General features: G+C 45.9%; 15 protein-coding genes. 11 read left to right on the top strand and 4 right to left on the bottom strand.

Annotated features, from left to right (window positions below):
- Positions 1-46 precede the first annotated feature (46 nt).
- Positions 47-1168 (top strand): A/G-specific adenine glycosylase, encoded by a 1122-nt coding sequence (gene mutY, locus RQP52_RS28200; RefSeq protein ID WP_315954937.1) that lies wholly within the window; start codon positions 47-49, stop codon positions 1166-1168.
- Between the two features lie 21 nt (positions 1169-1189).
- Here mutY and RQP52_RS28195 read toward each other — a convergent pair whose 3' ends face one another.
- The 3 genes from RQP52_RS28195 to RQP52_RS28185 all read right to left on the bottom strand — a co-directional run bounded on the left by RQP52_RS28195 (position 1190) and on the right by RQP52_RS28185 (position 2997).
- Positions 1190-1873, bottom strand: a complete 684-nt coding sequence (locus RQP52_RS28195) for a Crp/Fnr family transcriptional regulator (protein WP_315954936.1) — start codon at positions 1871-1873, stop codon at positions 1190-1192.
- Between the two features lie 203 nt (positions 1874-2076).
- Positions 2077-2688 (bottom strand): superoxide dismutase, encoded by a 612-nt coding sequence (locus RQP52_RS28190; RefSeq protein ID WP_127455033.1) that lies wholly within the window; start codon positions 2686-2688, stop codon positions 2077-2079.
- Between the two features lie 87 nt (positions 2689-2775).
- Positions 2776-2997 carry a hypothetical protein gene (locus tag RQP52_RS28185; protein ID WP_315954935.1) on the bottom strand — a complete coding sequence of 74 codons (222 nt, stop codon included), beginning with the start codon at positions 2995-2997 and terminating at the stop codon, positions 2776-2778.
- Between the two features lie 155 nt (positions 2998-3152).
- On the opposite strand from RQP52_RS28185, the gene RQP52_RS28180 reads away from it, so the two are divergent.
- From RQP52_RS28180 to RQP52_RS28170, 3 genes are read left to right on the top strand one after another with little or no spacing between them, the layout of a single operon-like run.
- Positions 3153-4709: a spore germination protein gene (locus RQP52_RS28180; protein WP_315954934.1), complete on the top strand. Its 1557-nt coding sequence runs from the start codon at positions 3153-3155 to the stop codon at positions 4707-4709.
- Entirely contained in the window at positions 4709-5818 is a 1110-nt protein-coding gene (locus RQP52_RS28175) for a GerAB/ArcD/ProY family transporter (protein WP_315954933.1), read from the top strand. The genes RQP52_RS28180 and RQP52_RS28175 overlap by 1 nt, the downstream gene beginning before the upstream one ends.
- Complete coding sequence (locus RQP52_RS28170) at positions 5818-6933, top strand: Ger(x)C family spore germination protein (protein ID WP_315954932.1); 1116 nt, start codon at positions 5818-5820, stop codon at positions 6931-6933. Before RQP52_RS28175 ends, RQP52_RS28170 begins: the two co-directional genes overlap by 1 nt.
- A gap of 42 nt (positions 6934-6975) precedes the next feature.
- Here the strand turns inward: RQP52_RS28170 and RQP52_RS28165 are convergent, their stop codons facing one another.
- Positions 6976-8844 (bottom strand): PAS domain S-box protein, encoded by a 1869-nt coding sequence (locus tag RQP52_RS28165; RefSeq protein ID WP_315954931.1) that lies wholly within the window; start codon positions 8842-8844, stop codon positions 6976-6978.
- 216 nt (positions 8845-9060) lie between these two features.
- On the opposite strand from RQP52_RS28165, the gene RQP52_RS28160 reads away from it, so the two are divergent.
- The 7 genes from RQP52_RS28160 to lepB all read left to right on the top strand — a co-directional run bounded on the left by RQP52_RS28160 (position 9061) and on the right by lepB (position 14931).
- Complete coding sequence (locus RQP52_RS28160; protein ID WP_315954930.1) at positions 9061-10416, top strand: TrkH family potassium uptake protein; 1356 nt, start codon at positions 9061-9063, stop codon at positions 10414-10416.
- A gap of 53 nt (positions 10417-10469) precedes the next feature.
- Entirely contained in the window at positions 10470-10982 is a 513-nt protein-coding gene (locus RQP52_RS28155) for a hypothetical protein (protein WP_315954929.1), read from the top strand.
- The gene (locus tag RQP52_RS28150) at positions 10963-11469 is read left to right on the top strand and encodes a hypothetical protein (protein ID WP_315954928.1); all 507 of its coding nucleotides are present in this window, start codon (positions 10963-10965) and stop codon (positions 11467-11469) included. Before RQP52_RS28155 ends, RQP52_RS28150 begins: the two co-directional genes overlap by 20 nt.
- A gap of 280 nt (positions 11470-11749) precedes the next feature.
- The gene (locus RQP52_RS28145; RefSeq protein WP_315954927.1) at positions 11750-12958 is read left to right on the top strand and encodes an MFS transporter; all 1209 of its coding nucleotides are present in this window, start codon (positions 11750-11752) and stop codon (positions 12956-12958) included.
- 238 nt (positions 12959-13196) lie between these two features.
- Complete coding sequence (locus RQP52_RS28140; protein ID WP_315954926.1) at positions 13197-13628, top strand: GNAT family N-acetyltransferase; 432 nt, start codon at positions 13197-13199, stop codon at positions 13626-13628.
- Between the two features lie 142 nt (positions 13629-13770).
- Positions 13771-14325 carry a DUF402 domain-containing protein gene (locus RQP52_RS28135; protein ID WP_315954925.1) on the top strand — a complete coding sequence of 185 codons (555 nt, stop codon included), beginning with the start codon at positions 13771-13773 and terminating at the stop codon, positions 14323-14325.
- On the top strand, positions 14326-14931 hold the full coding sequence (gene lepB, locus RQP52_RS28130) for a signal peptidase I (protein WP_315954924.1): 606 nt from the start codon (positions 14326-14328) through the stop codon (positions 14929-14931). It abuts the gene before it with no gap.
- The last annotated feature ends 43 nt before the right edge of the window (positions 14932-14974 follow it).

Below are 14974 nucleotides of genomic sequence, written 5' to 3'. Positions count from 1 at the left end.
ATTCATTCATTATAACTGGAACGCGCCCTATAGAGAAGGAGAGCTCATGTACAGTCAAGAACAAATGCTTTATTTTTCCAAAAACTTACTGGATTGGTACCATACGCACAAACGTGATTTACCATGGCGAAGAAGTAAAAACCCTTATTATATATGGATTTCCGAAGTCATGCTGCAGCAAACCCGAGTGGATACGGTTATTCCTTATTTCCATCGGTTTATTGATCAATTCCCAACAGTAGAAGCCCTGGCGACTGCACCTGAGGAGAATGTCCTGAAAGCCTGGGAGGGACTAGGCTATTATTCGCGTGCAAGGAATCTTCAAACTGCGGTGCGTGAAGTGCACGAGCGTTATGGCGGCATCGTTCCGCAGACGAAAGAAGAGATTTCATCGTTAAAAGGTGTCGGTCCCTATACGTCTGGAGCGGTGCTAAGCATCGCCTACAATAAGCCGGAGCCGGCTGTAGACGGTAATGTCATGCGCGTATTGTCGCGTTATTTTCTCATTGAAGAAGATATTATGAAGCCGGCAACTCGGACCCGTATGGAGAAGCTGGCGCGCGAGCTCATCCTGGAAGGAACGGCGAGCGACTTTAATCAGGCGCTGATGGAGCTTGGGGCTATGGTCTGTACGCCACGGTCGCCGCACTGTTTGACGTGTCCCGTCATGGCACATTGCTCTGCGCGTGAAGCCGGGATGGAAGAAGGCTTGCCTATCAAAAAGAAAGCCAAACCGCCTCGTCCTGAGCTGCGGGCAGTGGCTTTGATCGAAGGTACGGGTGAGAATGAAGGAAAATGGCTGATCAGACAGCGTCCGCAGGAAGGTTTGTTAGCCCGTATGTGGGAGCTGCCGCATGTGACGTGGGAGCCGGAGGGATGGCTCTCTGACGATGAGAACAAGGACATGCTGCGCAAAGCGCTTGCAGACCAAGAACAAATCATGATCCAGCCTGGCGAGTGGTTCATGGATACGGAGCATATTTTCAGCCATATTGTCTGGAAAATGAAAGTATTTCGCGCCAAGCTCACCAGCTTGAGCCACCCAACCAACGGGGGAGAATGGATCCCGTTCCATTATCGCTGGGTAGGCCCGGATGAGCTGCAGCAGTATGCTTTCCCGAATGTGTTCATTCGGATTATGAAAGAATGGCAGGAGAGCAACGAGTAGGTGCTTCCTGATCCACGAATATTAGCGAATTTCGGCTTTAATCGCTTCCACATTTCTTAATGTGATTAACTTTTTATCAATTTGTATGAGGTCGTCGTCCTGGAGCTCTTGCAGCACCTTGGTAACGGACTCCCGGACAGTGCCCACCATATTGGCTAGCTGCTGATGGGTCAACTTGACATTAATCAGAAGGCCGTCCTGTGCAGGGATGCCATGCTGTTCGGATAGGCGAATAATGGTTTTAATAATGCGTGAGCGCACGCCAAGAAACGTCAGATCGTAGATTTGGTCATTGGCTTGACGCAATCGCCCCATTGTTGTCTCCAAGAGCTTCAGGCACAGCCTGGGGCTCTTTTCCATGTATTGCACGAAGGAAGTGCGCTTCAGAGCATAAAGTGTGCAGGCTTCCAGCGTTTCAGCGGTTGCCGATCGGGTAAGACCTGCGCTGATCAGAGACATCTCACCAAAAAAATCCCCGTCCCGAAACAAAGCCAGAATGATTTCTTTGGCTTCATCCAACCGATATATTTTGACGACACCCGATTTGATAAGGAATAACTCCTCGCCTGCATCGCCTTCCAAGAATAGAATGCTGCCTTTCTTTACTTTTTTTTCAATAAATAAAGGGGCGATGCCTAATAAATCAGCTTGTGAGAGTTCTTGGAAAAGAGGAACATTTTGAAGTAGGGGGACGATTGTTTTCACAGGCTCTCAACTCATTTCAGGATAATATTGGTTACCGTTATCGTACTACTTTCCCGAAAAACCGTAAACAATTTCCACCATTAATAGTCCCAAAGGAGGATGTCCGAGGATGTCCCTAGGCCACTGCACATAGGCTCAAATGAAAAAAGAGCTGCCCTCAAGTAGAAAAATCTACTCGATGGACAGCTCCTTGTAGGGCTAACTTATTTTGCAGCGTCGTAACGCTTGCCAACTTCAGCCCAGTTCACAACGTTCCAGAACGCTGCGATGTAATCAGGACGTTTGTTTTGGTAGTTCAGGTAGTAAGCGTGCTCCCAAACATCAAGACCAAGGATTGGCGTTTCGCCTTCCATGATCGGGCTGTCTTGGTTAGGCAAGCTGTATACTTTCAATTTGCCAGCTTTGTCAACAGCCAGGAAAGCCCAACCGGAACCAAAGCGTGTTGTTGCTGCTGCAGCGAAGTCAGCTTTGAATTTGTCAAAACCGCCAAGCTCGCTTTCGATAGCTGCTGCAAGCGCGCCAGTAGGTGCTCCGCCAGCATTTGGTCCGATAACTTCCCAGAACAGGGAGTGGTTCGCGTGTCCGCCACCGTTGTTGCGAACAGCAGTGCGAATATCTTCAGGAAGGCTGTTCAGGTCAGCGATCAAATCGTTAAGGGATTTATCATGCAGAGCAGGATGCTTGTCCAAAGCTGCATTCAAGTTAGTCACGTAAGTGTTATGGTGACGATCGTGGTGAATTTCCATCGTTTTTGCATCGATGTGTGGCTCAAGTGCATCGTTCGCATAAGGAAGAGCTGGTAGTTGATGTGCCATTGTATAAATACCTCCTAAAATTATGTAGATTCAACTTCTTCATTATGAAGGAATTCCGATAATAAAGCAACATCTATGTTTACTAAGTCAGACGCCGCGACGTTCGATTTCCTGAATGATTTGACTGTGGATATGGGTGCCCTGCTCATTAAGCCAAGGGGATAAGTCGCTCATTTGCCTGTGGCTGTTGTGGAGTTCAATCTCCGTCCATTCACTTGGCTTCATTGTGCTTAGTACTTGGAAGTCGCGGATTTTCCGCGGATATTCTGAACTGGATTCCTCGTGGGTAGACATGGTTTCACCTCGCATTCCTCCTATAACATCCGAAATTTTTCCACTTTTTATACACGTCTGATTGAAAAAAAGCTAGATGTCTCTGGCCCAGAAAAAAAGTCATGAATAATCCGTGGAAATTCAAGGGAAAATGAGATGACAAGATTGGAAGAGGTAAGAGGGTGTACATGATGAGTTTTGTTCGCCGATTATTTCGCTGGACGAACCGAATATTCATTCAAGCGGCCGTACCGGAGCAGAACATTCCTTTTGCACCAGGGAGCAATTCGCTGCATACCACTCTTACAGAGAATGTAAAGTTACTGCAGACGCTGTTTAACAAAACACCAGATTTGGTCGTCCGTACTTTCACTTATAAACAAACGGATAGCCAAGCGGCACTTGTGTATCTGTCCGGACTAGTCGATAAAAATGCGATCAACAACAACGTTTTGCGTCAGCTCATGTTTCACCAAGCAGATACAACAGAAGGCGAACTGCCTGTAACGCTTGGGCTTATGAGCACGATAACGACATGGGAGCAAATAGAGACCTCTATCTTGCACGGGTATAGCGTCCTCTTCATTGATGGACTGCCACATGCCTATGCCATGGATACGCAGGGCTGGCCGCAAAGGGCGATTACAGATTCGCAGATCGAGGCCTCGTTAAAAGGAGCTCACCAAGGATTTGTCGAAACGGACGCTCAAAATATTGCGTTAATTCGCCGGTATATTAGCAGCACCGAGTTGAAAATCAAGGAGTATTATATAGGCCAAAGAGCAAAAAGCAAGGTTTCACTTCTATATTTAGAGGATGTTGCGTTGCCCGAGTTTTTGCAGGAACTGGAGAACAGAATTACGGGGTTAAATGTAGACTGTATATTAAATACAGGAGAACTAGCCGAATATATCGAGGATAACTCCTTCTCCTTGTTTCCGCAATTTATTACGACGGAACGGCCCGATACAGCGGCCTCCCAAATTTTGCAGGGGAGAATTTGCGTTGTGCTCGATCGTTCGTCCAGCGTGTTGGTTGCACCCATGAACCTGGTCTCCTTTTTTCAAGGCATTGATGACTACAGCATGCGTTGGCCCGTGGCGACCTTCCTTCGGCTGCTGCGCATATTGGCCTGTTTTGTGGCCGCTTTCCTGCCGGGGATCTATATTGCCTGCATTTCTTTCAATCATGAAGTAATTCCTCTAGATCTTATCTTATCTATCGGTGAGTTTAGAGCTGTTGTTCCATATCCGCCGCTTATCGAAGCCTTAATTATGGAAATTATGCTCGAAATGCTTCGTGAGGCAGGTATTCGACTGCCAGCTCCCGTAGGGCAGACGGTAGGCATTGTGGGCGGGATCGTCATCGGACAAGCGGCTGTTCAAGCAGGTATCGTCAGCAACCTTATGGTCGTGATTGTGGCCTCTACGGCGGTAGCCTCCTTCATCTTGCCTAACTATGATATGGCCTCTTCCATTCGGTTAATCCGATTTCCTATGATGATTATTGCCTCTATTTTCGGCATTGTCGGGATCGTAGCCGGGTACATGGTTTTGATTGCGCACCTAATTAATTTAAAATCACTTGGCCAGTCCTATACTTCACCGCTTGCCCCCATACGTCTAGGGGATTGGAAAGATGGTTTCGTACGTCTACCACTGTGGAAGATGATTATGCGCCCCCAAAGCGTTAGAACTCTTCAGAAAAAGAAGATGATCTCAAAACGGGCAAAAGGTGATGACAGCTAATGCCACAGACAGGGAATACCTATGAAAAGAACAAAATTACACGCTTGCAGTTTATCTTTTTGATTCATGGGATGCAGGTAGGTGTAGGCGTGATAACGATGCCATCCGCTTTGGCAGAAATTAGTGGTACAGATGGGTGGATCGCCATTTTCGGTGGCTGGGTATGTTCAGTTGTGGCGAGTCTAGCTATGATCCAGGTCATGAAAAAATATCCTGGCGGGACCGTGGTCCATCTGGTGAGACATTACTTTGGCAAGTGGTCCGGTACCCTTTTGACCATCATTTTTGCTGTTTACATGATTCTGTTCGCCTATCTAATTTTTGGCCGAATGGCTCTACTCATTAAAACTTGGATTATGCAGCAATCTTACACTTATGTGCTTATGTTGTTATTTGTTGTGCCAGCTTTTATGGTCGTAAAGGGAGGCGTCCGAAGTTTAGGACGCTTCGCAGAAGTCGTGATTTTAAGCACTATTTGGATGCCGTTCATCCTGCTATATGTATTTAAGGAGGCAAATTGGATAAATCTTCTTCCGGTTCTAAAAGAGGGATGGATGCCAGTCTGGCATAGTGTAAGCTCAACGATCCTCTCCTTTTTGGGTTTTGAAGGCATAATGTTTTTTTACCCTTATTTGGAGAATAAAAAAACAGCTTCCGCCAACGTAGTCATCGCTAATACCCTAACTCTTGCGGTTTACTTATTTGTGACGATCATTTGTTTTGTTGTCTTCAGCCCGGATGAAATCACCCAATATCAACTAGCACCGCTTTCCGCTGCTAAAATCATCGAATTTCGTTTTCTGGAGAGATTCGATATTATTTTTTTATCTGTGTATACACTCCTCATTTGTAAAACGTGGTTTCCTGCTCTTCATATTGCCGTGCAATGCACGGAGCAATTGGTTGCAAAAGGGAAAACGAACGCACATATGCTCGTTCTGTTGGCAGGGATGATCGCATACACCTTCTTTTGGGATCTAAGTTGGCACGAAAGTAAGATTTGGATCGCACGTTTTAATCAGCTTGGAGTGGGTGTAGCGTACTTACTTCCTTTTGTTCTATGGGGACTTCTTATCATGAAGAATTGGGTAGTGAGGTGGCGGAATTGATGCGGGTTCGAAGAGCAATCCTGCTCTTGATTGTGGTGCTGTTGGTACTACCAGGGTGTGATGATCGGACTGACTTGGAAGATATTTCTCTTCTTCTTATGCTGGGTATTGATCTGGACAAGGACAATAATCTTGTCTTTTATTCTTCAAGTCCTGTATTTAACAAGGAAGCGAAGGAAAAAAATGAGCAAACCAAGGTATATTCCCCGACCGTGAGAGGAGCAAGAAACGAGTTGGATGCTCGTGTTTCAGCGCTTATAAGTTCTGGTAAAGTCCAAAGTATTCTTGTTGGATCGCGCGTTCTAGAGCACGAGGGATGGCTCAAGATGTTGGACATTTGTTTCAGAGATTCCAAATCGAATATTTTGGCGAAAGTTATTGCTGTTGATGGCCCTGTCGAGGATATTATGTTCTTCAAGCCCTTGAATAAACGAAGGCTTCCACTGCATGTGGCTACGCTCATTGATACAGCGAAAGAGAGAAATCTGATTTCGGCGACAACACTTCATAATCTGCACACTCAGATATATGAAAAGGGAATAACACCATACTTGCCGCAATTACGCAAAAATAGAGAAATTGTCGCGACGGGGACCGCATTGCTGAATAAGAAAGGAAAATATGTAGCGAATTTGAATACCGCAGAAAATCAACTTCTGCTATTGCTTCAAGGAGGAATAGAAGGAAGTCTTTCGTTTTCTGTGCAATTGCCAGAAAAAAGCAGGGACGACCTTTTTTCCGAAGGCGCGGTCACTTTTTATATCCTGCATTTCACAAGGAAAGTGAAGGTGACTTATTCACAAGATCAGTTCCATTTTGATGTCGTGTTGAATCTGCCTTTGTTCATAACGGAAAAGTTATTCGTTTTGGATGCAGATAAGGAAGGCAAGAAACTGGAGAAGATGATCAAGACTCAATTGGACAAGCAGATGAAAGAACTCATTGATAAATTTCAGAAGCACCAAATCGATCCGATCGGGTTTGGTTTGTTCGCACGTGCTCATACATATGAAGCGTGGAAGAAGGTAGAGGATCGTTGGGGAGAGGTATTTGCCAAGGCGGAAGTAAATGTCCAAGTAAATGCGATAGTTAAAGACGTAGGTGAAGTTAAGTAGGGTAAACATAGAGCCATGCTGCGTCTGCAGAATGGCTCTATTCTAGTTATTGGTCGGAAGGCAAACCTCAACGGTTGTTCCTTCTGTATCTTTACTGAACACGCTTACCGTTCCATTATGGCTTTCAATAATTTTTTTGCTGACCATGAATCCAAGGCCCGTTCCTTTTTCCTTTGTTGTATAGAACGGCTGTCCCAGCTTAGTTAAAATGTGTTCGGGGATTCCGCAGCCTTGATCGATAAAGCGGAGAATCAGGTTGCTTTCGTTCTGTGTTTTCACTTGAATGAGGAGGGTTCCGCCAAGTGACATAGCCTCTATGCCGTTTTTAATGAAATTGATGCAAACCTGTTTCAACTGATTCTGATCGCACAAAATCGGGGGAAGATCGGGTTCGCATTCCGTGATGATTTCCACATTATTAAGAATCGCTTGCGATTCCAGCAATGTAGTTACTTGAGCCAGAATGTTGCGAATATCTTTACGATCCGAGTGGATCAGCTGAGGTTTAGCCAAAATCAGCAGCTCGCTGAGAATCATTTCGATGCGCTCAATTTCTGATGACATAATCTCATAATACAATTTCTTCTCGGAAACTCCTGATTTCATAAGCTGAATGAAACCTTTAATCGCTGTGATCGGATTCCGGATCTCATGGGCGATCCCGGCAGCTAATTGACCGGCGATAGAAAGTTTTTCTGAATTAATGAGCATTTGCTCGGCTTGTTTCTTTTCCGTAATATCGTGACACGTGCCAGCGATGCCAATAATATGCCCCGTCGTGTCATGAATAGGAGATAACGTCGTGCTCACATCAACGAGCGATCCGTCTTTGCGCAATCTAACCGTTTCGAAACCGATCACCGATTGCCCGGATAGGACCTGATCGTGAAGTTCCCTTGTTTGCTGGGCGAGATTTGGTGGTGTGATGGGCAGCAATTGATGGATGATTTCCTCGGACTTCCACTGAAAAAGCTTGTCGAATGCGGCATTGGTTTCAACGACCTTTTCGTCACGGTCAATGACCCAAATCGCGTCCCCATTGTTTTTGATGAAGGATTCAAGTCTTTCCTTGGTCGCGCAGAGCTCATCTTCGGCCTGTTTCCGTTTTGTAATATCCCGGCCGACGGCGACGATTTTTTCGACATCGCCTTCTTCATTGCGAATCATTTTGACCGTCGTTTCAAACCAAACGTAATGGCCCTCTTTATGGCGGATGCGGCATATAAACATATCGACATCCGAATTATCAAGGAGACAGCGCTTACCCCACGCAAGCAAATCATCCGGATGCCAGAGATCCATCATTTTTTTTCCTACGATTTCATCCATTTCATAGCCTAGCAAGCTGCGAACAGCCGGAGAAATATGACGTGTTACGCCCTCCGGTGAGGCAATCGAAATGATATCTAAAGCATGATCGGAAATCATCCGATACAGCTCATGAGTTTGTTCCAAATGGTTCATCATGTTGACACGATAGTGGACGTCTTTTTCATAGAGAAGGCGTTCTTTCTCGCGCAGCTCGTTTTCCGCCTGTTTTTGATCGCTGATATCAATAATTTGAGAGACGAAAAACGGATTGTGACTCTCCTCATCCTGAGCAAGAGATACAGCCAAGAGGCACCATACAATATGTCCGTTCTTATGAATATACCTTTTTTCCATTTGATAGGAATCCCGTTTGCCACTAAGCAGTTCAGTCATTAATTGCAGATCAAGTATCAACGGATGGGTGATCTCCTGAAAAGTAAGGGAGGACAACTCCAACTCCGAATACCCCAATATGGTGCAAATAGCCGGATTAGCTTTGAGACAGCGTCCATTCAATGAAACAAGAACCATGCCGATCGGAGCATATTTAAAAGCTTGTATAAATAAAGATTCATTTATTAATCTTTGGTCTATGGACATGGACAAAACTACCTCCGCTAAGGGCTTAACTCAAGATTCCAACTGAAGTGTAAGTGTTCTACCAGAAAGGGGGTTATTCCTGCCTATACGGCATTTAATTTAGGAGGAAAGCCGCAGTGTTAGGCGATAATTCCTCTTAATCTGACAGTTCTTTACATTGACTCTATCAAATTATACAATTGTCGCAAACTCATTATAGGTATGGGGTTGCTCGCAATGATACATAATTCGAAAAAGAGATTCCGCTTAAGTCCTCCCCAAGTACTGGCTATCGGGTTTATTTTGATCATTATCGGGGGATCGATCCTGCTGTCTTTGCCCGTTTCCATAGCGGGGGAGGGCCAAATGACATGGACCGATGCCCTATTTATGGCGACCTCCGCCACTTGTGTAACGGGGTTGTCCGTGATTAATACAGGCGCACATTTATCAACCTTTGGGGAAATTGTCCTTATTCTTCTTGTCCAAATTGGCGGCCTTGGTTTCATGACCATGTCCACACTTATTGCCCTTGTTCTGCGGCGGCGCATCTCCTTCCAGGAGCGTCTTATCCTGCAGGAAGCGATGAATCATGAGTCTACGGAAGGCATCGTCCGGCTTGTTCGAAAAGTCTTGATTTACGCACTCTACATTGAGCTGGCTGGCGCCGTGTTATATGCGATCCGTTGGTCATTTGAGATGCCGATCGGCCAAGCCGTATACTTTGGCATATTTCACAGCATCTCGATATTCAACAACGCCGGGTTCGATCTATTCGGCAGCTTGTCTGATCGGCCGGGAAGTTTGATGCATTATGTCGAAGATCCCTTCGTTAACATCGTCTCTATGCTCCTTGTCATTTTAGGAGGAATCGGGTTTATCGTAATTTCCGACTTGCTAACGTATCCTAAGAATAAAAAGCTTACCCTGCATAGCAAGGTGGTTCTCAGCGCTTCTGCGGGGCTGATCATCATCGGGGCTCTCGTCATTCTTATCTTCGAGTTCACGAATACGCATACGCTGCAGCCGCTCTCCGCGATGGGCAAGCTGCTCAGTTCGCTGCTGCAGTCTGTTTCATCGCGTTCAGCAGGCATTAATACCATCGATATTCCATCGATGCGGCAGGCGACGCAATTCTTCATCATTATCATGATGTTTATTGGGGCTTCGCCCGGTTCCTCCGGAGGGGGCATCAAGGTGACGACCTTCGTCATCCTTGTCGGTGCTGTAATTGCCATGATGCGGGGCAATGAGGAAATTGTGCTGTTCCGCCGGCGCATTTCCAAAGATCGGATTTATAAGGCGATTACGTTCACGCTGCTTTCTTTTTCATTGATTGTCATTGCCACCATTGTTCTTACAATAACAGAGAGTTATCCGTTTCTTGGCGTATTGTTTGAGGTCACATCGGCTTATGCCACAGCTGGGATGTCGATGGGATTAACCTCGCAGCTGACGGAATTCGGCAAAGTATTTCTTGTTATGCTGATGTTCATTGGGCGGCTTGGACCCGTTACACTCGCTTACATTTTGATTCCGCTACCGGAGAAGGAGCACTTCCGCTACCCGGAAGGAAAGATTACGATAGGATAACTTATTGAATACGGAGCCTTCAACGGGGAATAGTAAGGTAAAACTTTTCCCGATTGGAGGTTTTTTCTATCTTATTTTTATTAAACGTTTGCACGACCTTGATTGCTGTTGGCGCAGTGGTTTCCTTGGGCAAAATGCCGAAGCTTTTTGACCGTTTCGAAAAATGGGTGTACTACATGGTCATCTTGATTGCGATTGAACAACTGCATTCAGCGATTGTAGATAATTTCAAATTGATACAATTTGCAGAGTCGTTTTGGGCCTTTTACTTTTATAAGCTCAATCAAATCCTTATTTTCCCGATTAGCACCTTGTGGCTGCTCGTTCCTATTTTTCAAGCGAATACACGGTTTCTTATCAAAATCCTCTATATAGGCATCTGGTTTTCAGCTCTAACAGGTTCTTATCACTTATTTCAGTTCTTTGGTATTCTGACCTTAACGGGGTGGAATATCGGTTATTCTGCGGTAATCTGGTACATCGCCTTGCTCGAGTCAACCTGTTTCTGCTTAGTTTTCAGAAAAATGCTTGGAAAGTGTGATGGCCATGATTCTCTATCCACCTGAACACTTCGATATCAATGAGTGGTTCACTTTGATTTCACTCGCTGTCACCGCAACCATCGCTTTTCTGCTGCCCAAACGATTCTCTCCCGTTGCGATTACTGTGTATACCGTGTTCACCGTTTTTATATCACAGTCGGTTGATTCATTGATTGCCGTCAAACCTTTCGACATGTATGACGTCAATGATAGCTCCAAGTATGAGTTGATGGACATTGTCATTTATTATCTTAACTATCCTCCGTATACCTACATCTTTTTGTACTTTTATGATAAATGGAAACTAAAAGGCATAGGCCGGATCCTTTATGTGGGCGTATTCTCGGGGTTCTCCGTGTTTTTTGAATGGTTGGCTTGCCTTTGTCACGTGTTTACGTTTCATGGATGGAAGCTGTGGTATTCACCATTTGTTTATCTTGTAACATTTACGCTGTACATCATTGTTTATCATGCAACAGAGAAAGTAGCTCCCAAGCCTGACGGTGTCTGACCTGTCAGGCGTTTCTTTTATGTGAGAATTATTTATTTAGAAAATAACTGGAAACTCTGCCGTTAATCTTCAATGCTCTGTGGTCGATTCACGCGGCTGTCTAATTTTTCAAGTAAACCTTTACTGAAATCCCAGTGGCTTTTTTGTGTTCTTGATTTAAAATTTCTAATATCGGAATAAAGATGATAAAATAAGGTTATCGTTTCGCGGTTATCGGGAGAGAGAAGGAGAAATGAACGAGCACTTACGTGCAGAAAGAAGCATTAGGAGGGGAAATGACATGGAATTTTCTTGGAAGCGAAATCTGGTTACATTATGGATCGGCGTTTTTTTCTGCGGGATGGCCTACACCATATCGGTTCCATTCTTGCCGATATTCCTGCACACGGAGCTCGGGATTGATAAAGGGCTCGAAGCATGGTCGGGTATCACATTTGGTATTACTTTTCTAGCCAGCGCTTTAATTGCACCCTACTGGGGATCGCTTGCCGACAAATATGGTCGCAAACCGATGCTCATTCGTTCAGGGTTCAGTTTAAGCGTTCTTTATTTTGCGACGTTTTTCGTACATGATCCTTATCTGTTCTTAGTCGTACGTATCCTGCAGGGGCTGCTTGCCGGCTTCGTTCCGGCGTCCATTGCACTGGTTGCCACGAACACTCCGGAGAAAGAAGTCGGTTACGCCCTCGGCGTCATGTCTACCGCAGGAGCCGCAGGAAGTGTGATTGGCCCGCTGGTTGGCGGTTTTGTCAGCCATTGGGTAGGGAACAGGGAGTCCTTTCTGGTCTCTGGCTGTGTCGTCTTGGTGGCGGCTTTCATCGGCCTATTCGGAGCCAAGGAAAAAAACTTCAACCGCTCCGCCGAGCGTTCCAGCGTCTGGGATGACTTGAAATCGGCTGCGCACAACCGATCCTTCATGATGATCCTTGGCGTCACCATGCTGGTGGCTACCTCGGTTATGATCGTTGAGCCGCTGCTCACCATCTATGTGCTCCAAATGGGGGGTACCCAAAGCTCAGCGTCTCTAAGCTCAGGCATCATCTTCTCAGCGGTTGGCGTAGCCACGGTCATAGCCGCGCCTCGATGGGGCAAGCTCGGGCAAAAGCTCAGCTACTCCAAAACGCTGTTCATCGGGCTGCTGGGCGGAGGCATAGGTAATCTGCTGCAGCTGGGAACTCATCATTTGCTGGCATTCGGCATATTGAGGTTTAGTTACGGGCTGTTCTTCGCCGCCGTCTATCCGGCGTTAAATGCTTTGATCGTGAAATTTACGGATCCCGGCTTTCGGGGCAGGGCCTTCAGCTTGAATCAATCCGCTACGCAGCTTGGGACGATGAGCGGTCCGATCATCGGCGGCTTCTTGGGCGGCTGGATCGGAATTCCTCTCGTTTTTGCCATCAATGGACTTGCCCTGATTGGTGTGGCATTTTTCTACAAATATCGCGGTCCGCAAGCGGTTGTTACAGAGTCGCGAGCGACTAGCAGCTAATGAGGTATTTAAGGGGTAAGCTTAGCTTACCTCTTTTTTTGTGTTAAAAGAGGACGATGCACGCACAATTTGTTGAAAACGCTTGCATTTAAGCGCTTTCAAGAGGTTTCTAGAAAAAAACAAAGATTTTTGTGAATTTTAACACATTTTCAGCAGGATTCCGTCCTTTTTTGTCGTATTTACTAAATTACCATAAAATTAATCCTAGAAAATGAATAGGGGATTGGGAGAGAACCGTATGCATGTTCGTTCATTTCAGCTTGGTGATACGTCTTCGGTGACATCACTTTTACAGGATGTTTTGTCGGAAATCTGCTATGAGGAAACGATGGAAGCATTTGCTCGTCAACTTTCTTGGGATACGGAGCTTGTGCTGGTTGCACAAGAAGAATCGGAAATCGTGGGCATGATTATTGGCACCATCGATAACAACAATGGCTATTACTATCGGATTGCAGTTGCCACAGAGTATCAGCGTAAAGGTATCGGAAAAGCTTTGATCGAAGCAATGAAAATGAGGTTCCTCCAACGGAACGTGAACAAAATTATGGTAACGGTAGACGTCCATAATGAAGTCGTACTCCCTGTGTATGAGTCGGCGGGTTATAGTACATCTGATTTTTCCCGTGCTGCGCATCGTTTGAGCATTGTGAAGAAAGTCAGCGTGTAGTCACAGCAGTGACTAGAGTGAAATTGAACAGATTTGAATCTAGAGAAGCATATCTGTGCCACCATTGCATTTGGGGGTCAGATATGCTTTTCTATATAATAGGAGAACTTATCGGCAGCTATCAATAGAGGAGCTTTGAGACATGGATAATTTCGCGCCGTATGTGATAAAAAGCTTCAAACATGACGGACATTTACACCGGATGTGGCTCACGAATTGGCGAGTGCCGCCGCACGTCATGCATGCCGACCATCTCCAGCAAGACATGATGGTGTTTATTAACAGCCAGACGAAGATTCAGGAAGCCGACGGAAAGGAATGGGTCAGCCGTATTCCGGGCGTTTCTTTTTTTATTCCCAGTCAATGGTTTAATATTGTTGCTCTTATTGAAGATACAGGAGTCAGATATTACTGCAACGTAGCGTCTCCAATGTATGTGACGGGGCAAGTGCTTACTTATATCGACTACGACCTTGATGTCATTCGAATGCCGGATCGTTCCGTGCATATCGTAGATGAAGATGAATACGAACGTCATAAACTGAATTATCACTATTCAACACTTGTTGAGTCAAAGGTGAAGGCTGGTCTGGCCGCGATTTTGGAACTGGCAAGTACGGACAAGCCGCCATTTCAAGATGACTTGGTCATGCATTATTACGAGCAGTGGGAAAAGCAAAAGAACGGAGGAGCATGAATGAGCTTCTTTGTAGGCCGTAATGAATCCAATCAAGCAGCTTCACAGTCCGGAAATGTCAAACAGACAGAGGTAAAGAGCCTTACCCATGAGCTGTGGGATTGGACGAAATCCATCCTCGTAGCTCTTCTTGTCGTTATTCTTGTGCATCAATTTGGATTTAACTTGTCCACGGTTCGGGGACATTCGATGGATCCAACGCTGCAGGAGGGAGAATGGCTGTTTGTGAACAAGGCGATTACGTACTTCAAATCGCCTAAACGCGGAGAAATCGTCATCCTGAAGGAGACGGAGGAGTATGCCTTTACACACCATCCTTTTTTGGTGAAAAGGGTGGTAGCCGTTGGAGGCGACGAGGTGAAAGGCCGAGGCGGCGCTTTGTATGTGAACGGCGAGAAAGTCGACGAGCCGTACACCGACTCGCCCATCGAGGACGGCGATTTCGGCCCGATGCAGATCGGGGAGGGCCGCGTCTTCGTGATGGGCGATAACCGCCATGCGGCGGCGAGTGCGGACAGCCGCAGGTTTGGGGAAGTTCCGGCCAGCCTGATTCAAGGCCGGGCCGAGTATGTGCTGTGGCCATTCTCAATGGCCGCTGATCTGTAAGTTAGATACGAACACAGGAAAGAGGTGAGGGTGTTTTGGCGGT

The sequence above is a fragment of the Paenibacillus violae genome (assembly GCF_032461945.1).
GTDB lineage: Bacteria > Bacillota > Bacilli > Paenibacillales > NBRC-103111 > Paenibacillus_E > Paenibacillus_E violae.
Note: the sequence above shows the minus strand (reverse complement) of the source record. Positions and strands in the feature narration are given on the sequence as shown.